Genomic DNA, 22,300 nt, shown 5'->3' with positions numbered 1-22,300 from the left:
CTTCGCCCTCCACCTGTGTTACACCTGCGGGAAAATCAGCTCCAGTGCCTGAATTGAATCTTCCCAGTCGGCGCGTTCAAAAATGCCTTGTTGCAAAAATGCCTCCAGCTGTGGCCACAGGCTAATCGCCTTGTCGAGCATCGGGTCGCTGCCTTTGGCATACGCCCCCACGCTGACCAGATCGCGGTTGCGCTGGAAGCTGGAAAGCAGTTGTTTGAAGTTACGCACGCGGGCGTAGTGCTTCTCGGTTATCAGCGCCGTCATTGCGCGGCTGATAGAGGCTTCAATATCGATGGCCGGGTAGTGCCCGGCTTCGGCCAGACGACGCGACAGCACAATGTGACCGTCAAGAATTGCGCGCGCGGAGTCGGCAATCGGGTCCTGCTGGTCATCGCCTTCCGTCAGAACCGTGTAGAACGCGGTGATGGAGCCGCCGCCGCTGATGCCGTTCCCCGCGCGTTCCACCAGCGCAGGAAGTTTGGCGAAGACCGAAGGCGGGTAGCCTTTGGTCGCCGGTGGCTCACCGATGGCCAGCGCGATTTCACGCTGCGCCATCGCGTAACGGGTCAGGGAATCCATGATCAGCAGCACGTGCTTGCCGCGGTCACGAAAATCTTCGGCGATGCGGGTGGCGTACGCGGCACCCTGCATACGCAGCAGCGGCGACACGTCCGCCGGCGCGGCAATTACCACCGAGCGGGCACGGCCTTCCGCACCCAGAATGTTTTCAATAAAGTCTTTTACTTCACGACCACGTTCGCCAATCAGCCCCACGACGATCACATCGGCCTGGGTATAGCGCGCCATCATACCGAGCAGAACGGATTTACCCACGCCAGACCCGGCGAACAGGCCCATACGTTGTCCACGTCCCACGGTGAGCAGGGCGTTAATCGGGCGCACGCCGGTGTCAAGCACATGCTCGATAGGGGTACGCTGCAGGGGGTTGAACGGTTGGGTGATCAGCGCACCGGTTTCGGTGGTGTCCGGGGAGGGCAGGCCGTCGAGCGGTTTACCGCTGCCGTCCAGCACGCGGCCCAGCAGGGCAGGGCCAAGCGGCAGCTGTTTCCCACTTTGCAGCCCATCGCCAGAAATGTTTTTGGCGTAGACGCGCGCGCCGGGCAGAATGCCTTCCACCTCTTCAAGCGGCATCAGGAACAGGCGCTGGCCGTTAAACCCGACCACTTCGCTTTCAACTTCGCGCGTTTCCAGACCGTCCTGACGCTCAATCACGCAGGTCGCGCCCAGCGGCAGCTGCAGGCCGGTGGCTTCGAGAACCAGCCCGGTGGCGCGCGTGAGTCGCCCATAACGACGAACAGATGGCAGTTGCGCCATCTTCGTCTCAAAGTTGTCGAGCGTGGTGAGCCAGCGGGTGAGGCGAGCGGTCATCAGACGACTCCCGGTGCCGCCAGGCGGCACAGTTCCTGCCAGCGGGTAGCAACGCTGGCATCCAGGTCGCCTTCATCGGCAGAGACTTTGCAGCCGCCGTGATGTAACGACGGGTCGCCGCGCAGACGCCAGCCGTGCAGGTTCAGCGTCGCGCCCAGGCTCTCTTCCACGCGCTGCAGATCGTCCGGATGGACGCGCAGCTGAGGTTTCCCGCTGAACAGCGGCTCCTGCTGAAGCAGACCCTGAATTTGTTTGATAAGTGCGGTGTTATCCACCACGGGCGTCTGGCCGATCACCTGACGCGCGGCTTCCAGCGCCATCTGCATCAGTCGTGAGGCAATCACGCTGTCCAGCGCGTCAAGAGTGTGCTGGAACTCGCTGACCAGCTGCTGCATGCGGGCATGGATCGGCGCCTGCTGCTGGCGCGCCTGATCGATACCGTGCTCTAACCCTTTCGCCAGACCTTCCTGATATCCCTGCTCGTGGCCTTTCTGCCGGCCTTCGTTCAGACCGGCATTGTAACCCTGCTCGTGCGCCTGCATTTGCAGCTGAGCCAGCATTTGAGCTTGCTGCTCTTCTTCGCTCAGCTCGGGCTGCTCGACGTCCGGGTCAAGCTCCTCGGTCGGTATCACGGCTGGCGTGAACTCGGAGAGGGGAGGAGCCAGATCGTCCGGCGTCCAGCGTTTCCACGGCAGCTCATTAGACATAGGTGTCGTCTCCGCTGCCAATCACCATCTCGCCGGTTTCCGCCAGACGACGAACAATAAGCAGAATGGCTTTCTGTTCGTTTTCCACCTGAGACAGACGAACCGGGCCGCGGTTGGCAAGGTCGTCGCGCAGGATATCTGCCGCTCGCTGAGACATGTTGCGCAGGAACTTCTCGCGCAGCGGCTGCTCGGCGCCTTTGAGTGCGATAAGCAGCGACTCGGAATCCACTTCCTGGAGCAGGCGCTGGATGCTGCGATCGTCCACCTCGACAAGGTTTTCGAACAGGAACATCTCGTCGATGATTTTCTGTGCCAGCTCGCCGTCGAATTCGCGAACCGCCGTAATGACGGCCTCTTCCTGCTGCGTTTTCATCAGGTTGATGATTTCCGCCGCCGTTCTCACGCCGCCCATTTTGCTGCGCTTGAGGTTCTGACCGTCGAGCAGGTTGTTCAGCACCTCGGTCAGCTCCGCCAATGCGGCCGGCTGGACGCCGCCGAAGGTGGCGATACGCAGCATCACATCGTGACGCAGACGCTCTTCGAACAGCGCCAGAATATCGGCCGCCTGACCACGTTTGAGGTGGACAAGGATGGTGGCGATAATCTGCGGGTGCTCGTCGCGAATAAGGTCGGCGGCACTCTGCGGTTCCATAAAGTTGAGTGTTTCGATACCGCTTGCGGTATCGCGGGTTTCCAGAATGTCTTCCAGCAGGCTGGAGGCACGCTCTTCGCCCAGCGCCTTGACCAGCACGGAACGGAGGTAGTCGTTGGCGTTGACGTTCAGCGCGGCAAACTGTTCGGCTTCCTGTTCAAACTCTGCCAGCACTTCGGTCAGCTGCTTGTTGGAGATCTGACGCACGTTGGCCATGGCCGCACTGAGAATTTGCACTTCTCGCTGGGAGAGGTGTTTAAACACCTCTGCCGCGCGATCTTCGCCAATGGTCATCAGCAGGATGACGCTTTTATCGGTGCCCGTAAGCGTATTACTCATGTTCGTTACCCATCCACTGGCGGATGACCAGCGCCACGACGCGCGGATCATTATCTGACATTTCGCGAATGCGCTGGCTCATGACCTCAGCGCCCATGCGCTGGTTAGCACGACGCTGCTGCATCTGTTCATCTTTGCTGAGGCGCACTTCAACCGCTTCTTCCGTTTCCTGACGCGCATTCATCTGCTCGCGAGCCGCTTTTTCGGCTTCAGCACGGCGCTGGAGCTGCGGACGAACGCCCTTACGCCACAGCAGCCACGCGACAATCAGCACCAGCAGCCAGCGTCCTGCGGACATCAGCTGATCGATAAACGCCTGCTGTTGCCAGAACGGCAGTTCACCGCCGGTCTCGTCAACCGAGTTGAACGGTGAGTTCACCACGTTGAGGGTATCGCCGCGCTTCTCGGAGTAACCCATCGCTTCGCGGGTCAGGTTTTCAATCTGCTTCATCTGCTCGGCGGTCAACGGCAACGGTTTGCCATCCGCCAGCGTTTTGTAGTTCACCACCACCGCAACGGAAAGACGCTGAATATCGCCCACGTTCAGCTTAGTGTGGCGAATCGTTCTATCCACTTCGTAGTTCGTGGTTTCATTACGGCTGGTGTTTCGTGGGCCGCTGTTATTCGCCGTTGAGGTGGTCTGCTGGTTAGTCTGCTGACCGTTCTGCTGATTAGCCGGCGGCGTAGAGATCGGCGCCGCGTTAGCCGGGGCAGGCTGGTTAGACAGTGCGCCCGGCACGCCGCCCGGGTTTGCACCGCCAATCTGCTCGCTGGTGTTGATCTGGCGCGAACGCATCACCGCCTGAGCCGCATCGCCGTTCGGGCTGTATTGTTCTTCAGTTTGTTCTTTATTCGCGAAGTCGATCTGGGCGGTTACCTGCGCGTGCACGTTGCTGTTGCCCACTACCGGGCCCAGGATCGCTTCGATACGACGCTGGAGACGGCTTTCGACATCGGCGGCATATTTCAGCTGCGCGTCATTCAGATCGCGACCGGCGGTATTGGATTGCGTCAGCAGGTGACCGCTCTGGTCAACCAGCGTCACGTTACCCGGCGGCAGACCGGCCACGGCGCTGGAGACGAGGTGCGTCACCGCGCTGATTTGCCCTTCGTCCAGCGCACGGCCGGGTTCGAGGTTCACGGTCACGGAAGCCGAAGGTGATTTCTGTTCGCGGACAAATAAGGAAGGCTTAGGCATCGCCAGATGCACGCGGGCACTCTTCACCGGGCCTAATGTTTCAATGGTGCGGGCCAGTTCACCTTCCAGCGCGCGCTGGTAGTTCACCTGCTCGCTGAACTGGCTGATACCGAATTTTTCCTGATCCAGCAGCTCAAAGCCCACCGCGCCGCCTTTCGGCAGCCCCTGCTGAGCCAGACGCAGACGCAGTTCGTGCACCTTATCTGCCGGTACCTCAAGCGCACCGCCATTATCGGCAAAGCGATAAGGGATGTTCATCTGGGTAAGCTGGGTGACGATGGCGCCGCCATCCTGATCGGAAAGATTGCTGTAGAGCGTCCGGTAATCAGGGCTTTTCGCCCACAGGACCATCGCTACAAGGATCGCAATTGCGGCAGCGCCTGCCACGATCAACGGGATTTTAGGATTCGCGCGAAGGCGGTTCATCCACTCGAGTGATTTATTCTGCGGCGCTGTCGATGCTGTTGCACTCATTGCGCACCTCTTAAATCCTGGTGGTTTACGTTATTCGTGTAGAGAAACAAAACTGACTCCCGGGTCGGCAAACACGACAAAAGTTCCATATTGATGGCCCTGCCATTATTTGATGATTCGTGATTTTCTATGCGTCAAATAACCTGGTTTTTTCATGCTATTTACCGCCATTATCTTATTGACAAGCTGTTAGTCTTGACCGCGTAAAAAACCATCCAGGGGAGAGTCATGGCTATACAGGGCATTGAAGGGGTAATCAGTCAGCTGCAGGCAACGGCAATGACGGCCCGTAATCAGAATGTGGCAGATCAGCAGCCGAGCATCAGCTTCGCAGGGCAACTGCATGCCGCTCTTGACCGTATCAGTGATACCCAGACCGCTGCGCGCACTCAGGCCGAGAAGTTCACCCTCGGCGAGCCGGGCGTGGCGTTGAATGATGTGATGACCGATTTGCAAAAAGCCTCGGTTTCCCTGCAGATGGGGATCCAGGTGCGTAATAAGCTGGTGTCGGCCTATCAGGAAGTGATGGGGATGCAGGTTTAAGACCTGTCGATCTCCGCTGGCAGCCGCAGCGCTTTAATGCCACAATATTTTTTTCTTCGAATGCAGGAAAGATGATGAAAAAAATAGCAATTGCTGGCGCGCTGCTGGCACTGACCGGGTGCGTTCAGGTCGATAATTATAAAGACGTGATCAAGCATCCTGTCCCGGCGCAGCTGGCGGGATACTGGCAGTCGAAAGGTCCGCAGAGCAACATGGTCAGCCCGAAGGCGATTGCCACGCTGGTGGTGACGGAGGAGGGCGATACGCTGGATTGCCGTCAGTGGCAGCGCGTGATTGCCGTGCCGGGTAAAATCATGCTGCGTTCAGACAGTTATTACAACGTGACGCGTAAGCTGGATATCTATCCGCTGGAGCGCGATGGCTCGACGCTTGAGTACGACGGGCTGGAGCTGCAGAAGGTCGATCGCCCAACGGTTGAGTGTGCCGATTACCTGAGCAAGAATCCGCTGGAGAGTAAGCTGCCCTAAGGGTAAAAGCAAAACGGCAACATCGTTGCCGTTTTTGGTGTTTGCGCCCTCTCCCTGTGGGAGAGGGACGGGGTGAGGGCATCAGGCCGCACGTTTCCCGTTCTACAGCGCTTCCTCTATTACCCACACGCTCACGCTTCCGCCTTTGCATGTAAACGTCCCTTCGCCATCCGCCGCCGTGGTGATGGTTTCTTCGCGATTGCCGAGAAAATCCCGCCACGTTTTGTTGCCGTAGTTTTCTCCAAGACAAATTACTTTTTCACCATCGTCCCCGTTCGACAGCACCACCACGCAGCCGGGATCGTCTTCCGTACCGCTGCGGCTGAAGGCGATGCAGTTTGGATGGTCGAAAAACAGCGTTTGCACGCCGTGGGCAAAACGCTGGCGCGCGAGGATCAGCTCGTGAAGCTGCTCAATGACCGGCATATCAATATGGTACGTTTCACCGTCACCTCCCGCGTCGTCATAGCTGGCGCCGAAGAGATCCGGATAAAAGACGCTCGGCACGCCATTTTCCCGCAGCAGGATCAGCGCGTAGGCCAGCGGCTTAAACCAGGCTTCGACCGGCGCTTCCAGCGCCTGCAGAGGCTGAGTATCGTGGTTCGCGACGAGGGTGACCGCATGAAACGGATCGGCTTCCACCAGGGTACCGGTGAAGATTTGGCTCATGTCGTAATCCCGGCCCTGACGTGACGCCTCGTGGAATTTCATCTGCAGGGGGGCATCAAACAGCATGGTTTTGCCTTCGACCTGGTCAATATAGGCCTGAAGTTTATCCACCTCATGGGACCAGTATTCCGCCACGATAAACAGCGGCTGGTCGGCAACTTCCTGGACGTGCTCAATCCACTCTTTGTAGAACCAGGCGGGAATATGCTTGACGGCGTCCAGACGAAAACCGTCGCAGCGCGTCTGTTCCATGACCCAGCGGGCCCAGTATTTGATCTCCTCGGTCACGGCGTGGTTGCGAAAGTCGATATTTTCGCCCATCAGGTAATCGAAGTTGCCCATCTCATCATCAACCTGATCGTTCCAGCCTTCGCCAGTGTAGTCGTTGACGATTTTAAAGATGCCGTCTTCATCGGGGTTTTCAATGTGGTCGACGCCGCTGAAGCATTTGTAGTCCCAGATAAACTGCGAATACTGCCCGGCGCGGGCAGGGAAGGTGTAGCGGGTCCAGGCTTCACACTCGATGACCTCGTCATCGATTTGCGTGCGGTCCTGCTCGTTCACGCGCTGAACGCGCACGGGCTCTTTTTCATCGGCGCCCATTTTGTGGTTGACCACCACGTCCAGCAGCACGGCAATGTCGTTGCTCTTGAGGGCATCAATGGCCTCCAGCAGCTGTGCTTTGTCGCCATATTTGGTGGCGATACTGCCTTTCTGGTCAAACTCGCCCAGATCGAACAGGTCATAGGTGTCATAGCCGACAGAATACCCGCCGGATGCCCCTTTACAGGCGGGCGGCAGCCAGATCATGTTGATGCCGATTTCGTTAAGATTGGGAGCTAACGCCGTGACCTCTCGCCACAATTCACCGCCAGCAGGGTAGTACCAGTGAAAACATTGTAACAGGGTGGGGTTTTTCATCATCCTTGCTCCAGAAGCCATTGGCAGACTTCTGGAGTATGGATGAAGAAATCATAGTTGTGTGTCGCGGGTCAAACTTTCTGGATAAAGAATATTCCCGGACAGCTTTCCATAGGTAGACGTGATGGATTGCTGTTTACCGGTTTGATCAATCAGATTACGCAGTTCGTCCATCCGGACTTTCAGCAGAGCCTTTAGCGCATTCTCATTTTCAAGGATCATTTCCAGCAGCGCACGCGCTTGCTCAACCTGAGCCGGAGGGCATGACATGATGGGCGTTTGCGAAATTTTTTCCACCAGTTGAACGTAATGCATTTCCTGCTCGATAAGCGCATCCCATTGACCAGAATGTGCGAGATTGAGCATAGCAATGCTCTGAGCATGTAACGCCTGCCAGTGGCTAAGCGCTGCGCTGGGATTATTCATCAAAATTATCCTGAAATAGAGGACGCATTGGGGCCGATTTGCTTCCACGCATCCGCAATGTTGTTTAATAAACCCTCGACTTCAACAATTGCGTCTACGTCGTTACTGACATTTGCCAGCAACAAACGTCGAACCATATATTCGTACAAGGAGGCAAGATTACCGGACAACTCGCTCTCAACCTCCATGTTCAGTCCTGCTTTTAAACCGTTGTCGATGATGTTGATGGCTTTCGTTAACGCTTCGCCTTTCTCACGAATTTGTCCGGCTTCCATGAACAAACGCGCGCGAACAAGGGCGCTATGCGCCCCGTCGAATAACATGACAATCAGCTGGTGTGGACTGGCATTCATGACTGCACTTTCGACTCCTATCTGCTGATAGGATTGAACACCAGAGGTCTTATACATATCCACTCCTGAAGGCTACGACTACTTTTGTGAGAACTGTTGGGTCAGGTAGTTGGCTGTATTGGTCATTTTGGTGACTAATACGTCCAGACTGGTGAACTGGGTTTTGTAACGCGCCATGGTGGCATCAATAGTGGCTTCCATAGCATCGTAACGCTCACCCAGCGTTTTTAGCGTTTTGTTGATCCCGTCTTTCGCGTTCTGGATCACCCCGGCGCTGCCGGTACTGGTGCTGAGCATGGTGGTCAGCGTGTTGTTCATCTGGGTGGCCATACCGGTTTTCTTTCCGTCACCGACAAAATACTGCTGTACGGCGTTCGGGTTATCGGTCAGCGCTTTTTTCAGCTTATCGGTATCGACTTTCAGGTTACCGACGGTACCGTCAGAACCTTTTACCGGGTCCTGGGTAATCCCCAGCTGGGCCATGATCTGTACCGAGCCGCTCTGCACTTCGGTCAGCAGACCGCGCAGCTGAGACTGGATCCCGCGCACGTTCGCATCACCAACAAGTGCCCCGTTGCTGGCTGACTGGCTGCCGGAGCCAGCATCAACCGGAACATATTTCGTCAGGCTGTTAATGGTGGACTGCAGCGAGTTATACGCCGTGACCCAGTCCGTGATCGCTTTCTGGTTAGCATCCGTTGCGCGAGTCACCTCTAATGTTTCATCTGCCTTGCTTTCTGCTTTCAGCGAGAAAGTCACGCCAGGCAGGGCATCGGTAATGGTATTCGACTGGCGCTCGATGGAGATGTTGTTCACTACCACAATCGCGTTCTGCGCGTCGGTGTTCACCGTCAGCGCGCCCGTTTTGGTGGCGGAATCGTAGCCAATGGCGCTTTGCAGCTTGGCGTCGCCAGTGACGCTTACCGTCATCGCACCATCCGTACCGGTGGTTTTAGATGACAGCATCAGGCGATAATCACCGTCTTTCGCTTTAATGACGCTGGCGGTGACGTTGCCGTTCGCTTTATTAATGGCGCTCGCGATCCCGGCCAGAGACGTATCGCCATCCGCCAGGGTGACCTCTAAAGGCGTTTTCGTGCCCGGCTGGGTGATGGTGATTTTACGCGTCGTACCTGTCGTATCGCCCAGCAAATCCGTGTTGTTTGCATAGGAGCCGGTAGTCAGTGCCTGTGCCTTGGCAACCTGGTTGACGTTTACAACAAAGGAACCGACAGATGCGTCAGCCGTTGTCGTGGCGGTAAAGGCCGTGTTGGTGCTGCTAACGGACGTTGAGTTCCAGGTGGTTGCTTTACCCAGCGCAGCGGTGGCAGTCTGCAGCGATGTCATGGCGCTCTGCAGTTTGCCGTAAGCGCTTAACTGTGCGTTATACGTTGATTGCTGGGAAGTAATCGTCGTCAGCTTGGTTCTTTCTGCTGCATCCAACTGATTATATAAATCCCCGAGTCCTGCAGAACCTATCCCGAGGTTACTGATAGTAGCCATGCATATTTTCCTTAAAATACGAAAGTAGTTCAGGACTCTTATCGGCCTCTTAACGTAAAAGTTTACGATGGTGAGAAAAAAATAATCCAAAGAATAGGCACGTCCTGGCGGGGTAAATGAAAGGATTGCACTTTAGGATCATTATCTGCGCTTTGAAAACACGAATAAGTGTGTGCCTTTTTAGTCATCTCTTTGCGCGTTAAAAAAGCATAAATAATAACGCTCTGTTGGACCTTAATTGATTTTTTAAAAATAAAACCCTTAATAATCAATTGGTTGTAATTTTTTCAAAATTGATTCTAAAGTCTTTTGGGGACCCGTCGATAACCTTGTTGACGGTGAGAGACGCTGTGAGTGTTAGGCACCGGACCTAAAACCCAATTTTTGAAGGAAAGAAAATTATGGCAGTTATCAATACTAACCTGTTGTCCCTGACCACTCAGAACAACCTGAACAAATCTCAGTCTTCTCTGGGCACTGCTATCGAGCGTCTGTCTTCCGGTCTGCGTATTAACAGCGCGAAAGACGATGCTGCTGGCCAGGCGATTGCAAACCGCATGACCGCTCAGATTAAAGGTATGAACCAGGCTGCGCGTAACGCCAACGACGGTATCTCCATGGCGCAGACTGCTGAAGGCTCTCTGAACGAAATCAACAACAACCTGCAGCGCGTTCGTGAACTGGCTGTTCAGGCAAGCAACGGCACCAACAGCACCTCTGACCTGGCTTCTCTGCAGGATGAAGTTACCGCTCGTCTGGCTGAAATCAACCGCGTTGCGGGCAAAACTGATTTCAACGGCATCAAACTGCTGGACGGTTCTGCTGGTGCAGCTGGCGTGGTTAAAATTCAGGTTGGCGTTAACGATGGCGACACCATCGATCTGGACCTGAGCGGTGCTAAAGCTGACACCACTACCCTGGGCGTGAACGCAATCGACCTGAAAACGATGACCGCTACCGACCTGAGCACCATCGACGCAGCTATCGCTAAAGTTGATAAAGCACGTTCAGGTCTGGGTGCTGTGCAGAACCGCTTCACTTCTGCAATCAACAACCTGAACAACACCTCTAACAACCTGTCTGCTGCTCAGTCCCGTATCCAGGACGCTGACTACGCAACTGAAGTTTCCAACATGTCCCGCGCGCAGATCCTGCAGCAGGCTGGTACTTCTGTTCTGTCTCAGGCAAACCAGGTTCCACAGACCGTTCTGTCTCTGCTGCGTTAATTTTACGCGTGAAACCCCGCTTCGGCGGGGTTTTTTTATCTCTGCTATTTGAGAATCCGCCTGTGAAACAAATCAGTGTCACTCAACCAAAGCTGGTCGCAGATTTTTCATGTGTCGGTGGGGAATGCCGTGAACATTGTTGCCAGGGCTGGACCATCGCGTTTGATAAATCCTCCGTTAATCGCTATCTGAACAGTAAAAATGCCGCGATTCGTCAGACGGCGAAAACGGCGATAAAAGTCACCAAAAAAAACTATGACCACTGGGGGGAAGTGATTTTCCATACGGAAAGTAAAAACTGTCCGTTTATGGATACGGAAAAACTCTGTTCTGTTCATGGCGCCATGGGCGTCCAGGCCTTAAGCCCAACCTGTTCGACATTTCCACGGACAAGCCGGGTCTATAAAAATGAAATCGAAAAATCGCTGAACCTGTCGTGTCCGGAAGTGACCCGACTTCTGTTGAACGATCGGGAGTCTATGTCGTTGATGGAATCTGTCATTGTTCAGCAGGACGTCAATAATGCGCCGATGATTGATTTGAAGGCCAAGGTCATCAATCTCTTCTGCCAGAATATTTTCAGCGTTGAGGGCGTCAGCGTTGAAGAACAGGTTTACGCCGTAGTGAAATTCCTCATGGTGGCGGAAAAGCTCGATAATATCGCAGAGAATATCGGCACGCTCGAAACGGTCTATTTCTCACTGGTTAACGAACTGGTGAGCGGTAAAATCAAAACGGAATTAGGCGGCTTTAATCAGAACTATAGCCTGAAGTTCGCGTTAATTTCGCTCATCCAGAGCTACTTCACGAAGAAAGTAACAGCCCGCGGCGGTGCGGTATTAAACCGTTATTTTACCCAGCTTTATCAACAATTTGAGTCTGCGGGTGACAGCGTGCCGGCAGAGAAGGTCATGGAAAACATCGAGTCCGTCTGGCGCGATGTGGCGGGCAGTTATCTGGCGACCAATGACCATTTATTCAAGAACTTTTTTAAATACAAACTGTGGGAGCAGGGCTTCCCGCAGAACAACGGCCGCAGCATGTTGAATAACCTTTATTTAATCGTTGCGGAGTTCTATTTCCTTAAAACGTTACTTGCCGGTCAGGCACTCGTGGCGGGGAAAATTGAACAAGATAATATCATTGATGTTATTTACAGCTTCCACTCCCTTAGCCAGCATAATCAGGAAGCAGGAAAGCTCTTTCATCAACATATAGATAGCGTCAAACTGGGCGACGATCTTTCATTGTTACAACTGTTAATTTAGACAGAAAAGTTGCCCCTGTTGTGGGCAACCTCAGAATAACCTCACTTTATCCCCCTTTTTCATCCAATTGAACGCCCTGCAGAATCGGATAATCATGCCGATAACTCAACTAACGCAGGGCTGTTTATCGTGAATTCACTCTATACCGCTGAAGGTGTAATGGATAAACACTCGCTGTGGCAGCGTTATGTCCCGCTGGTGCGTCACGAAGCATTGCGCCTCCAGGTGCGCTTGCCGGCGAGCGTGGAACTCGACGATCTGCTACAGGCGGGCGGTATCGGGTTATTGAATGCAGTTGACCGATACGACGCTCTGCAAGGAACGGCATTTACGACTTACGCAGTTCAGCGTATTCGTGGTGCGATGCTGGACGAGCTGCGCAGCCGCGACTGGGTGCCGCGTAGTGTTCGCCGCAACGCGCGCGAAGTGGCGCATGCGATGGGGCAGCTGGAACAGGAACTGGGACGTAACGCAACGGAAACCGAAGTGGCGGAACGTCTTGGCATTGCTGTTGAAGAGTATCGTCAGATGTTGCTCGATACCAATAATAGCCAACTCTTCTCTTATGATGAGTGGCGCGAAGAGCATGGCGATAGCATCGAGCTGGTGACGGACGAGCACCAGCAGGAGAACCCGTTACACCATTTAATGGAAGGGAATTTACGCCAGCGCGTCATGGAGGCTATTGAAGCTCTGCCTGAACGCGAACAGCTGGTATTGACCCTTTATTACCAGGAAGAGCTTAACCTCAAAGAGATTGGCGCTGTTCTGGAGGTGGGAGAGTCGCGGGTGAGCCAGCTGCACAGCCAGGCCATTAAACGCTTACGAACCAAGCTGGGTAAGTTATAGGTGATTGATTCACCTTAAAAATGCCGCACAACGTATTGACAACCAGGAGTTATCATGACGGTGCAGCAATCTAAAAGACGGCCTTTAAGCCGCTACCTGAAAGACTTTAAACACAGCCAGACGCATTGCGCCCACTGTAACAAGTTACTCGATCGTATCACGCTGGTTCGCCGGGGCGAAATCGTCAATAAGATTGCGATTTCGCGTCTCGACACGTTGATGGACGAAGCAGCATGGCTCGAAGAGCAAAAAGAGTGGGTGGCGCTTTGCCGTTTCTGTGGGGATCTCCACTGCAAAGAGCAAAGCGACTTCTTCGATATTATCGGCTTCAAACAGTTCCTGTTTGAACAAACGGAGATGAGCCACGGCACCGTTCGCGAATATGTCGTTCGCCTGCGCCGCCTTGGGCAACATCTGACCGTAAACAATATTTCTCGCGATCTGCTGAAAACCGGTTATCTGGATGAAAATCTTGAGCCGTGGCTGCCTGCGACCAGCACCAACAACTACCGAATTGCGCTGCGCAAGTATGCGCAATACAAGGTACAAATGCCGGGTGCCATAAAGCAGAAAGCCCACGCCGGAACAACTTCTGATATATATTAAAAAAGAATAAGATGTAGCGCAGTCGCCTTTGACGTTGCAGGCGATTTCTCTACACTACGTAAAAATTCCACTATATCGGGGTATTTATGAAATTTGCACTTCTGGGTCGTCAGGCGCTGATGGGTGTTATGGCCGTTGCGCTGGTTGCGGGCATGAGCGTGAAAACGTTCGCCGCAGAAAACCTGCTGAATAAAGTAAAAGAGCGCGGTACGCTGCTGGTCGGGCTGGAAGGAACCTATCCTCCGTTCAGCTTCCAGGGCGATGACGGTAAGCTGACCGGTTTTGAAGTGGAGTTTGCTGAAGAGCTGGCGAAGCACCTCGGCGTGAAAGCGTCCCTGAAACCGACCAAGTGGGACGGTATGCTGGCGTCGCTGGATTCCAAACGTATTGATGTGGTGATCAATCAGGTGACCATTTCTGACGAGCGTAAGAAGAAATATGACTTCTCTACGCCGTACACCGTGTCCGGTATTCAGGCGCTGGTGAAGAAAGGCAACGAAGGCGGAATTAAAACTGCCGCGGACCTGAAAGGGAAGAAAGTCGGTGTTGGTCTGGGTACTAACTATGAAGAGTGGCTGCGCCAGAACGTGCAGGGCGTTGATATCCGCACCTATGATGACGACCCGACGAAATACCAGGATCTGCGCGTGGGCCGTATCGACGCCATTCTGGTTGACCGCCTGGCCGCGCTGGATCTGGTGAAGAAAACCAACAATACCCTGGCGGTAGCGGGTGATGCGTTCTCTCGTCAGGAATCAGGCGTTGCCGTTCGTAAAGGTAACGAAGACCTGGTTAAAGCGATTGATTCAGCGATTGCTGACATGCAAAAAGACGGTAGCCTGAAAGCGCTCTCCGAGAAGTGGTTCGGTGCAGACGTCACGAAATAAGTTTCTGCCGTAAAAAAAGGCGCTTTTAAAAGCGCCTTTTTTATTTCTTTCGCGTCTGCGTGCATAATGAAAAATATCACATTTTGTCAGAGTTACCGGAGAACCCATGTCACTACAGAATTTAACGCGCTTTCCCCGCCTGGAGTTCATCGGCGCGCCGACGCCGCTGGAGTACCTGCCGCGATTTTCTGATTATTTAGGGCGCGATATTTTTATTAAGCGTGATGACGTGACGCCGATGGCGATGGGGGGCAACAAGCTGCGCAAGCTGGAGTTTCTGGCTGCTGACGCCCTGCGCGAAGGCGCGGATACGCTCATTACTGCCGGGGCCATCCAGTCCAACCACGTTCGCCAGACGGCGGCCGTGGCGGCAAAGCTTGGGCTCCACTGCGTGGCATTGCTGGAAAACCCGATTGGCACGCTGGCAGAAAACTATCTCACCAACGGTAACCGTCTGCTGCTGGATCTGTTTAATGTGCAGGTAGAAATGGTGGATGCGTTGACCGATCCGGCCGCCCAGCTCGACGAGCTGGCGACGCGTCTGGAAGCGCAGGGGTTCCGCCCCTACGTTATTCCTGTCGGCGGTTCGAACGCGCTGGGCGCGCTGGGGTATGTGGAAAGTGCGCTGGAAATTGCGCAGCAGTGCGAGGGCGCAGTGAGCCTCTCCTCCGTGGTTGTCGCGTCCGGAAGCGCGGGCACGCATGCCGGGCTGGCGGTGGGGCTCGAACAACTGCTGCCGGACGTCGAGCTTATTGGGGTGACGGTGTCCCGCAGCGTCGCGGATCAAAAGCCAAAAGTGGTTACGCTACAGCAGGCGGTCGCAGAGCAGCTGGAGCTGAAGGCAAAGGCCGATATTCTGCTCTGGGATGACTATTTTGCGCCGGGTTACGGTACGCCTAACGAAGAGGGCATGGAAGCGGTGAAGCTGCTGGCGCGCCTCGAGGGCATACTGCTCGATCCGGTCTATACCGGCAAAGCGATGGCCGGACTGATTGACGGCATTGCGCAGAAACGCTTTAAGGATGAAGGGCCGATTTTATTTGTCCATACCGGCGGGGCGCCTGCTCTGTTTGCCTACCATCCTCATGTCTAAAAATCAGGTCGAAAAATAATAATGCAAGAAAGTATTCAACTGGTTATTGATTCTCTGCCGTTTCTGCTGAAAGGTGCGGTATTTACGTTACAGCTCAGTATCGGCGGGATGTTCTTTGGGCTGGTTCTGGGATTTGTGCTGGCCTTAATGCGCATGTCGCCCATCCTGCCGGTGCGCTGGCTGGCGCGTTTTTATATCTCCGTGTTTCGCGGTACGCCGCTCATCGCCCAGCTCTTTATGATCTACTACGGCTTGCCGCAGTTTGGTATCGAGCTGGATCCGATTCCGGCAGCGATGATTGGTCTGTCTCTCAATACCGCGGCGTACACCTCTGAAACCCTGCGTGCGGCCATCTCCTCCATTGACAAAGGGCAGTGGGAAGCGGCGGCCAGTATCGGGATGACGCCATGGCAGACGCTGCGCCGGGCCATTCTGCCTCAGGCGGCGCGCGTGGCGCTACCGCCGCTCAGCAACAGCTTTATTAGCCTGGTGAAAGATACTTCCCTGGCAGCAACGATTCAGGTTCCGGAACTTTTCCGTCAGGCACAGCTTATTACTTCGCGCACGCTTGAAGTCTTTACCATGTATCTGGCCGCCTCGCTAATTTACTGGGTGATGGCGACGGTACTGTCTGCTCTGCAAAACTACTTCGAAAACCAGCTTAACCGCCAGGAGCGTGATCCAAAATGAGTGCTATCGACGTCAAAAACCTGGTGAAAAAATTCCACGGTCAAACGGTGCTCCACGGGATCGATCTGGAAGTAGAGCAGGGGGAAGTGGTGGCGATTATCGGACCGAGCGGTTCGGGAAAGACGACGCTGCTGCGCAGCATTAACCTGCTTGAACAGCCGGAAGGCGGCACCATCCGGGTAGGCGAGATAACGATTGATACAGGGAAATCAATCAGCCAGCAGAAAGGTTTAATTCGCCGCCTGCGTCAGCATGTCGGTTTCGTTTTCCAGAACTTTAATCTCTTCCCGCACCGTACGGTGCTGGAGAACATTATCGAAGGGCCGGTTATCGTTAAAGGTGAGCCAAAAGAGGAGGCGACGGCGCGCGCGCGCGAACTGCTCGCCAAAGTCGGGCTGGCGGGAAAAGAGACCAGCTATCCGCGCCGTCTGTCGGGCGGCCAACAGCAGCGCGTGGCGATAGCGCGCGCGCTGGCGATGCGTCCTGACGTGATCCTGTTTGATGAACCGACCTCCGCGCTCGATCCTGAACTGGTGGGTGAAGTGCTGAACACCATTCGCCAGCTGGCGCAGGAAAAAAGGACGATGGTGATCGTAACGCATGAAATGAGCTTTGCACGCGATGTTGCTGACAGAGCCATCTTCATGGATCAGGGTCGGATTGTTGAGCAGGGGCCGGCGAAAAGTCTGTTCGCCAATCCTCAACAGCCGCGAACCCGTCAGTTCCTTGAAAAATTCCTCATGCAGTAGCATTTATGCACTAATTTGCTCCAGAAATTTAGGCTGGAGCAAATTATTCTCCCTACGGGCGCCGTCCTTTGATTTTTTATTCCGCCCAGCTCGGATAAACCTTATGAATACTAAAGTTAATTGGGCTATTGCCGATATTTTGCAGTTAGAAAAAAGTTTTATGTGTTAGTTTATATTCACCATAATAATGATTATCTTTTCAGAGGCTTCATTTAGTAAGTATGAAGGATTCAGACTTTTTCAACTGGCGACGGGACTGCTCACTCCGGTTTCAGCAATTGACGAGTACCGATGAGGTATATCAGGAGCTAGAGCGGCAAACTCAGGCGCTGGAATTCGATTATTACGCGCTCTGCGTGCGGCATCCCGTGCCCTTTACGCGCCCTAAAATCTCTTTGCAGACTACTTATCCAAAGCCGTGGATGGCGCAATATCATTCCGCGAACTATTTCGCTATCGATCCGGTTTTAAAAGCGGAAAATTTCATCCAGGGTCATCTACCCTGGACAGACGCATTATTTGCCGAGGCGCAGGAATTATGGCATAGCGCCCAGGACCACGGTTTACGCGCGGGAATAACGCAGTGCCTGATGCTGCCTAACCACGCGCTTGGCTTCCTGTCAGTATCTCGTACGAGTCTTAAGGAAGGGCCATTTGCCCATGAGGAAATAGAACTGCGGTTGCAAATGCTGGTGCAAATGGCTTTAACCTCTCTGACGCGTTTTGAAGATGAGATGGTCATGCCGCCAGAAATGAAATTCAGTAAACGCGAGCGCGAAATTCTGAAATGGACTGCGGAAGGGAAGACGTCAGCGGAAATAGCGATCATTCTCTCTATCTCAGAGAATACCGTTAACTTCCATCAGAAAAATATGCAGAAGAAATTCAATGCGCCTAACAAAACCCAGATTGCGTGTTACGCGGCGGCAACGGGGCTGATCTGACAGGATAATACGTTCTGCGTGACAGACGAGGGAACGGCTGAATGCACTGCATCCAGCCGTTTTTTGTTACTGGCGGTAGGCTTGTTTGATTTGCTTAACGGTGTTAGCAAATACCGCAGATTCAGCCTGGTCTTCCATCTCCGCGATTTGTTTTTCCATTTTAATGATCACACGACCGGCATCAGCCTGGCCCATCGCCTGCAGCATCAACGTTAGCAATGCTTTCAGGCAGTTTACTTCCTGTGCCAGTTCCTGGTTATTCTCCGCAGTGGCAAATTCAGGTGTGCTCATTTATTTTCCTCATTATTAAACGGCGCTAAAGCGCGACGACGAAAGTCAAGGCGGCGGAGTATACCACAAGCTGAAGCAAAAAATGCAGTGGTTGTTTTTTGTACTTTTACGTGGATGTTTAATTGCGTAAACAGAACGTACCGGTAAACTTAACCGCCGTTAAAGGCTATTAATTGTTTATGCCCGGTTCGCTTGCCGTTAATTATTGTTACAAAAATTTGAGATCTGTTTTTTGCAGGAAAAGCCTGCAAGTTTTTTGTAACTTTTTGAATACAGATGCTTAAAAAAAGCTGCAAAAGCCCTGACTGCATGGTCTCTCTTTCCACGGACTGTACAGCCTAATTTCCAAAAACGAGAGCAAAATCGAATAGCCGGTTTTTTAACGTTTTAATCTTGTGAGGAAAACCGTTAATATAAACCAAATTATCACTCAGTAGCGTTATCCCTATTCTGGAGACATTTCCTTTGATCAACGTCCTTCTTGTTGATGACCACGAACTGGTGCGCGCAGGGATACGACGCATTCTTGAAGATATTAAAGGTATTAAAGTTGCCGGTGAGGCGTGCTGTGGCGAAGATGCGGTAAAATGGTGCCGCACAAACTCGGCAGATGTGGTACTGATGGATATGAACATGCCCGGTATCGGTGGTCTTGAAGCAACACGCAAAATCGCGCGTACTTTTGTTGATACAAAAGTCATCATGCTGACCGTGCATACCGAAAACCCACTGCCCGCGAAAGTGATGCAGGCGGGCGCCGCGGGCTACCTGAGTAAAGGTGCTGCGCCGCAGGAGGTCGTCAATGCGATCCGTTCCGTGTATGCCGGACAGCGTTACATTGCTTCCGACATCGCACAGCAGATGGCCCTGAGCCAGATCGAGCCCGAGAAAACCGAATCACCGTTTGCCAGTTTGTCCGAGCGTGAATTGCAGATTATGCTGATGATCACTAAAGGTCAGAAGGTGAATGAGATCTCGGAACAGCTGAATCTCAGCCCGAAAACGGTCAACAGCTATCGTTACCGTATGTTCAGTAAACTGAACATTCATGGTGATGTGGAACTGACGCATCTGGCCATCCGGCATGGTTTGTGTAATGCGGAGACGTTGTTAAGTCAGTGAGTGATGTGTTCGATTCAATAACATTTCTGAAAACCGTAACCAGCCAGCCTGGCGTCTATCGCATGTATGACGCTGGCGGTACGGTTATCTACGTGGGGAAGGCAAAAGATCTTAAAAAACGTCTCTCCAGCTATTTTCGCAGCAACCTGGCCTCCCGTAAGACCGAAGCGCTGGTCTCACTCATCCAGAATATTGATGTCACCGTCACGCACACGGAGACAGAAGCGCTGCTGTTAGAGCACAACTATATTAAGCTCTACCAGCCGCGCTATAACGTCCTGTTGCGTGATGATAAATCCTACCCGTTTATTTTTCTGAGCAGCGACACCCATCCGCGCCTCGCCATGCACCGCGGTGCGAAACATGCAAAGGGTGAATATTTCGGGCCGTTCCCTAACGGCTATGCCGTGCGTGAAACGCTGGCGCTGCTGCAAAAAATCTTCCCAATCCGCCAGTGTGAAAACAGCGTTTACCGTAACCGCTCGCGCCCGTGCCTGCAGTACCAAATTGGTCGCTGCTTGGGGCCGTGTGTAGCCGGGCTGGTGAGTGAAGAGGAGTATGCTCAGCAGGTGGAGTATGTGCGCCTGTTCTTAGCAGGAAAAGACGATCAGGTCTTAACGCAGCTTATCGCGCGGATGGAAAAAGCCAGTGCCGCACTCGAGTTCGAAGAGGCCGCACGGATCCGCGACCAAATCCAGGCGGTGCGCAGAGTCACTGAGAAACAGTTTGTCTCGAATACCGGTGACGATCTCGACGTTATCGGCGTAGCCTTTGACGCCGGGATGGCCTGCGTGCACGTGCTGTTTATTCGCCAGGGCAAAGTGCTCGGCAGCCGCAGCTATTTTCCGAAAGTGCCTGGCGGTACCGAACTGGGTGAAGTGGTGGAAACCTTTGTCGGCCAGTTCTATCTGCAGGGGAGCCAGATGCGCACGCTGCCTTCTGAGATCCTGCTCGATTTTAATCTTGACGATAAAACCCTGCTGGGCGAGTCGCTCTCTGAGCTGGCGGGGCGTCGGGTCAATGTACAAACCAAACCGCGCGGCGATCGTGCGCGTTATCTGAAGCTAGCACGCACCAACGCGGCGACGGCGCTCACCACTAAGCTGTCGCAGCAGTCGACGGTGCACCAGCGTTTAACGGCCCTGGCAACGCTGCTGAAGCTGCCGGAAGTGAAACGGATGGAGTGTTTCGACATCAGCCATACGATGGGGGAACAGACGGTGGCGTCCTGCGTGGTGTTCGATGCTAACGGCCCGCTGCGCGCCGAGTATCGTCGCTATAACATCACCGGCATCACGCCGGGCGATGACTATGCGGCGATGAATCAGGTTCTGCGTCGTCGCTATGGTAAAGCCATTGAGGAGAGCAAAATCCCGGATGTGATCCTGATTGACGGTGGGAAAGGACAGCTCGGGCAGGCGAAAGCGGTATTTGAATCGCTTGATGTCAGCTGGGATAAAAAACATCCGCTGCTGCTGGGTGTCGCAAAAGGGGCCGATCGTAAGGCCGGGCTGGAGACACTCTTCTTCGAGCCGGAAGGTGAGGGCTTCAGCCTGCCGCCGGATTCGCCGGCGCTTCACGTCATCCAGCATATTCGCGATGAATCACACGATCATGCCATCAGCGGTCACCGCAAAAAACGGGCGAAGGTGAAAAATACCAGTAGCCTGGAAACGATTGAAGGCGTGGGGCCAAAACGTCGCCAGATGCTGCTGAAATATATGGGCGGATTGCAAGGATTACTCAACGCCAGCATGGAGGAAATTGCAAAAGTGCCGGGTATTTCGCAAGGGCTGGCAGAAAAGATCTACTACTCGTTGAAACATTGAGGGCTCTGTAGCAACATAGAGCTAAATTTTACTGACAACAAATAGTTACCGTCACTATGCAATATAATATCCCTACGTTGCTCACTCTTTTTCGTGTTGTACTCATCCCGTTCTTTGTGCTGGCGTTTTACCTGCCGGTTGTCTGGGCACCCTTTGCGTGCGCATTGATCTTCCTTATCGCAGCGGTAACAGACTGGTTTGATGGCTATCTGGCGCGCCGCTGGAATCAAAGCACCCGTTTCGGCGCCTTCCTCGATCCGGTGGCGGATAAAGTGATGGTCGCGATTGCCATGGTGCTGGTGGCCGAGCACTATCATACCTGGTGGGTGACGCTGCCTGCGGCAACCATGATTGGCCGTGAGATTATTATCTCTGCGCTTCGCGAGTGGATGGCGGAGCTGGGAAAACGCAGCAGCGTGGCGGTCTCGTGGATTGGTAAAGTGAAAACGACGGCGCAGATGGCGGCGCTGGTCTGGATGCTCTGGCGTCCGAACGCCTGGGTTGAGTGGGCGGGAATTGGCCTGCTGTGGGTAGCGGCAGTGCTGACGCTGTGGTCAATGCTGCAATATTTGAACGCTGCCCGAGGGGATTTGCTTGATCAGTGATCGTTTCGCCGTAATTTTCAGCAAACGATCCGGGGATGCAAAAAATAACGTTGACTCATAACGTCATATCAGTAGAATGCAACGCATCGAACGGCGGCACAGTCAGCCGGACGATAATGAAATCAAGTGGTTAGACATTTACTTGATGACATGCGGGAATAGCTCAGTTGGTAGAGCACGACCTTGCCAAGGTCGGGGTCGCGAGTTCGAGTCTCGTTTCCCGCTCCAGATTAAAGACATGCGCAGTAGCGGGTGTCAGTTTGAAAAGTTTTACGGCGCGTTAGCAAAGCGGTTATGTAGCGGATTGCAAATCCGTCTAGTCCGGTTCGACTCCGGAACGCGCCTCCACTTTCTTCCCTGGCCGGATGGTGGAATCGGTAGACACAAGGGATTTAAAATCCCTCGGCGTTCGCGCTGTGTGGGTTCAAGTCCCACTCCGGCTACCATGGGAAACAAAGAATAATCAAAGCAATAAGCAG

General features: G+C 53.8%; 24 protein-coding genes and 3 tRNA genes. 17 read left to right on the top strand and 10 right to left on the bottom strand.

Annotation, left to right across the window (positions count from 1 at the left end; translation table 11 throughout):
* Positions 1-18 precede the first annotated feature (18 nt).
* The 4 genes from fliI to fliF are packed head-to-tail and all read right to left on the bottom strand — an operon-like array spanning position 19 to position 4,759.
* Positions 19-1,389, bottom strand: coding sequence for a flagellar protein export ATPase FliI (gene fliI, locus AB3N39_RS13055; RefSeq protein ID WP_023336182.1), 1,371 nt, complete (start codon positions 1,387-1,389; stop codon positions 19-21).
* Positions 1,389-2,096 (bottom strand): flagellar assembly protein FliH, encoded by a 708-nt coding sequence (fliH, locus tag AB3N39_RS13050; RefSeq protein WP_111964865.1) that lies wholly within the window; start codon positions 2,094-2,096, stop codon positions 1,389-1,391. Before fliH ends, fliI begins: the two co-directional genes overlap by 1 nt.
* Positions 2,089-3,087, bottom strand: coding sequence for a flagellar motor switch protein FliG (gene fliG / locus AB3N39_RS13045; RefSeq protein ID WP_059346984.1), 999 nt, complete (start codon positions 3,085-3,087; stop codon positions 2,089-2,091). The genes fliH and fliG overlap by 8 nt, the downstream gene beginning before the upstream one ends.
* Positions 3,080-4,759 (bottom strand): flagellar basal-body MS-ring/collar protein FliF, encoded by a 1,680-nt coding sequence (gene fliF, locus AB3N39_RS13040; protein WP_133294723.1) that lies wholly within the window; start codon positions 4,757-4,759, stop codon positions 3,080-3,082. The genes fliG and fliF overlap by 8 nt, the downstream gene beginning before the upstream one ends.
* Positions 4,760-4,987: 228 nt before the next feature.
* Between fliF and fliE the strand changes: the two genes are divergently transcribed.
* Both fliE and yedD read left to right on the top strand, forming a co-directional pair.
* A complete protein-coding gene (gene fliE, locus AB3N39_RS13035; protein ID WP_008500329.1) occupies positions 4,988-5,302 on the top strand; it encodes a flagellar hook-basal body complex protein FliE in 315 nt (104 codons plus the stop codon).
* A 74-nt stretch (positions 5,303-5,376) separates the two neighbouring features.
* Positions 5,377-5,790, top strand: a complete 414-nt coding sequence (gene yedD, locus AB3N39_RS13030; RefSeq protein ID WP_115875725.1) for a lipoprotein YedD — start codon at positions 5,377-5,379, stop codon at positions 5,788-5,790.
* Positions 5,791-5,892: 102 nt separating this feature from the next.
* Here yedD and amyA read toward each other — a convergent pair whose 3' ends face one another.
* From amyA to fliD, 4 genes are read right to left on the bottom strand one after another with little or no spacing between them, the layout of a single operon-like run.
* Positions 5,893-7,380 (bottom strand): alpha-amylase, encoded by a 1,488-nt coding sequence (gene amyA, locus AB3N39_RS13025; RefSeq protein ID WP_133295442.1) that lies wholly within the window; start codon positions 7,378-7,380, stop codon positions 5,893-5,895.
* Between the two features lie 51 nt (positions 7,381-7,431).
* Positions 7,432-7,806: a flagella biosynthesis regulatory protein FliT gene (gene fliT / locus AB3N39_RS13020; protein WP_033145899.1), complete on the bottom strand. Its 375-nt coding sequence runs from the start codon at positions 7,804-7,806 to the stop codon at positions 7,432-7,434.
* Positions 7,807-7,811: 5 nt separating this feature from the next.
* Positions 7,812-8,216: a flagellar export chaperone FliS gene (gene fliS, locus AB3N39_RS13015; RefSeq protein ID WP_033145898.1), complete on the bottom strand. Its 405-nt coding sequence runs from the start codon at positions 8,214-8,216 to the stop codon at positions 7,812-7,814.
* Between the two features lie 21 nt (positions 8,217-8,237).
* Positions 8,238-9,662 (bottom strand): flagellar filament capping protein FliD, encoded by a 1,425-nt coding sequence (gene fliD / locus AB3N39_RS13010; RefSeq protein ID WP_133294722.1) that lies wholly within the window; start codon positions 9,660-9,662, stop codon positions 8,238-8,240.
* 401 nt (positions 9,663-10,063) lie between these two features.
* On the opposite strand from fliD, the gene AB3N39_RS13005 reads away from it, so the two are divergent.
* The 9 genes from AB3N39_RS13005 to sdiA all read left to right on the top strand — a co-directional run bounded on the left by AB3N39_RS13005 (position 10,064) and on the right by sdiA (position 17,974).
* Positions 10,064-10,888 carry a flagellin gene (locus AB3N39_RS13005; protein WP_088544828.1) on the top strand — a complete coding sequence of 275 codons (825 nt, stop codon included), beginning with the start codon at positions 10,064-10,066 and terminating at the stop codon, positions 10,886-10,888.
* A gap of 8 nt (positions 10,889-10,896) precedes the next feature.
* Entirely contained in the window at positions 10,897-12,156 is a 1,260-nt protein-coding gene (gene fliB, locus AB3N39_RS13000) for a flagellin lysine-N-methylase (protein ID WP_367896777.1), read from the top strand.
* 129 nt (positions 12,157-12,285) lie between these two features.
* The gene (locus tag AB3N39_RS12995; RefSeq protein ID WP_014170714.1) at positions 12,286-13,005 is read left to right on the top strand and encodes an RNA polymerase sigma factor FliA; all 720 of its coding nucleotides are present in this window, start codon (positions 12,286-12,288) and stop codon (positions 13,003-13,005) included.
* Between the two features lie 54 nt (positions 13,006-13,059).
* Positions 13,060-13,611, top strand: coding sequence for a flagella biosynthesis regulatory protein FliZ (gene fliZ, locus AB3N39_RS12990; RefSeq protein WP_008500339.1), 552 nt, complete (start codon positions 13,060-13,062; stop codon positions 13,609-13,611).
* Between the two features lie 86 nt (positions 13,612-13,697).
* Entirely contained in the window at positions 13,698-14,498 is an 801-nt protein-coding gene (tcyJ, locus tag AB3N39_RS12985; protein ID WP_023336163.1) for a cystine ABC transporter substrate-binding protein, read from the top strand.
* A gap of 106 nt (positions 14,499-14,604) precedes the next feature.
* Positions 14,605-15,591 carry a D-cysteine desulfhydrase gene (dcyD, locus tag AB3N39_RS12980; protein WP_133294719.1) on the top strand — a complete coding sequence of 329 codons (987 nt, stop codon included), beginning with the start codon at positions 14,605-14,607 and terminating at the stop codon, positions 15,589-15,591.
* A gap of 21 nt (positions 15,592-15,612) precedes the next feature.
* Positions 15,613-16,281: a cystine ABC transporter permease gene (gene tcyL, locus AB3N39_RS12975; RefSeq protein ID WP_028013677.1), complete on the top strand. Its 669-nt coding sequence runs from the start codon at positions 15,613-15,615 to the stop codon at positions 16,279-16,281.
* Positions 16,278-17,030 carry an L-cystine ABC transporter ATP-binding protein TcyN gene (tcyN, locus tag AB3N39_RS12970; protein WP_008500343.1) on the top strand — a complete coding sequence of 251 codons (753 nt, stop codon included), beginning with the start codon at positions 16,278-16,280 and terminating at the stop codon, positions 17,028-17,030. The genes tcyL and tcyN overlap by 4 nt, the downstream gene beginning before the upstream one ends.
* Before the next feature lie 221 nt (positions 17,031-17,251).
* Positions 17,252-17,974, top strand: coding sequence for a transcriptional regulator SdiA (sdiA, locus tag AB3N39_RS12965; protein ID WP_133294718.1), 723 nt, complete (start codon positions 17,252-17,254; stop codon positions 17,972-17,974).
* A gap of 66 nt (positions 17,975-18,040) precedes the next feature.
* Here sdiA and AB3N39_RS12960 read toward each other — a convergent pair whose 3' ends face one another.
* Both AB3N39_RS12960 and AB3N39_RS12955 read right to left on the bottom strand, forming a co-directional pair.
* Entirely contained in the window at positions 18,041-18,265 is a 225-nt protein-coding gene (locus tag AB3N39_RS12960) for a DUF2594 family protein (RefSeq protein ID WP_008500345.1), read from the bottom strand.
* A gap of 149 nt (positions 18,266-18,414) precedes the next feature.
* Positions 18,415-18,576, bottom strand: coding sequence for a hypothetical protein (locus tag AB3N39_RS12955; RefSeq protein ID WP_367896776.1), 162 nt, complete (start codon positions 18,574-18,576; stop codon positions 18,415-18,417).
* A gap of 154 nt (positions 18,577-18,730) precedes the next feature.
* On the opposite strand from AB3N39_RS12955, the gene uvrY reads away from it, so the two are divergent.
* The 6 genes from uvrY (at position 18,731) to AB3N39_RS12925 (ending at position 22,267) form a co-directional block, all read left to right on the top strand.
* On the top strand, positions 18,731-19,387 hold the full coding sequence (uvrY, locus tag AB3N39_RS12950) for a UvrY/SirA/GacA family response regulator transcription factor (RefSeq protein ID WP_111964857.1): 657 nt from the start codon (positions 18,731-18,733) through the stop codon (positions 19,385-19,387).
* Positions 19,384-21,216, top strand: a complete 1,833-nt coding sequence (gene uvrC / locus AB3N39_RS12945) for an excinuclease ABC subunit UvrC (RefSeq protein WP_133294717.1) — start codon at positions 19,384-19,386, stop codon at positions 21,214-21,216. The genes uvrY and uvrC overlap by 4 nt, the downstream gene beginning before the upstream one ends.
* Before the next feature lie 56 nt (positions 21,217-21,272).
* On the top strand, positions 21,273-21,821 hold the full coding sequence (gene pgsA / locus AB3N39_RS12940; RefSeq protein WP_008500348.1) for a CDP-diacylglycerol--glycerol-3-phosphate 3-phosphatidyltransferase: 549 nt from the start codon (positions 21,273-21,275) through the stop codon (positions 21,819-21,821).
* A 152-nt stretch (positions 21,822-21,973) separates the two neighbouring features.
* Positions 21,974-22,049, top strand: a tRNA-Gly gene (locus AB3N39_RS12935).
* 46 nt (positions 22,050-22,095) lie between these two features.
* A tRNA-Cys gene (locus AB3N39_RS12930) sits at positions 22,096-22,169 on the top strand.
* A gap of 11 nt (positions 22,170-22,180) precedes the next feature.
* A tRNA-Leu gene (locus AB3N39_RS12925) sits at positions 22,181-22,267 on the top strand.
* The last annotated feature ends 33 nt before the right edge of the window (positions 22,268-22,300 follow it).

Origin of the sequence: Enterobacter vonholyi, assembly GCF_040834095.1 — a bacterium.
GTDB lineage: Bacteria > Pseudomonadota > Gammaproteobacteria > Enterobacterales > Enterobacteriaceae > Enterobacter > Enterobacter vonholyi.
This window is presented reverse-complemented; position numbering and strand designations above follow the sequence as displayed.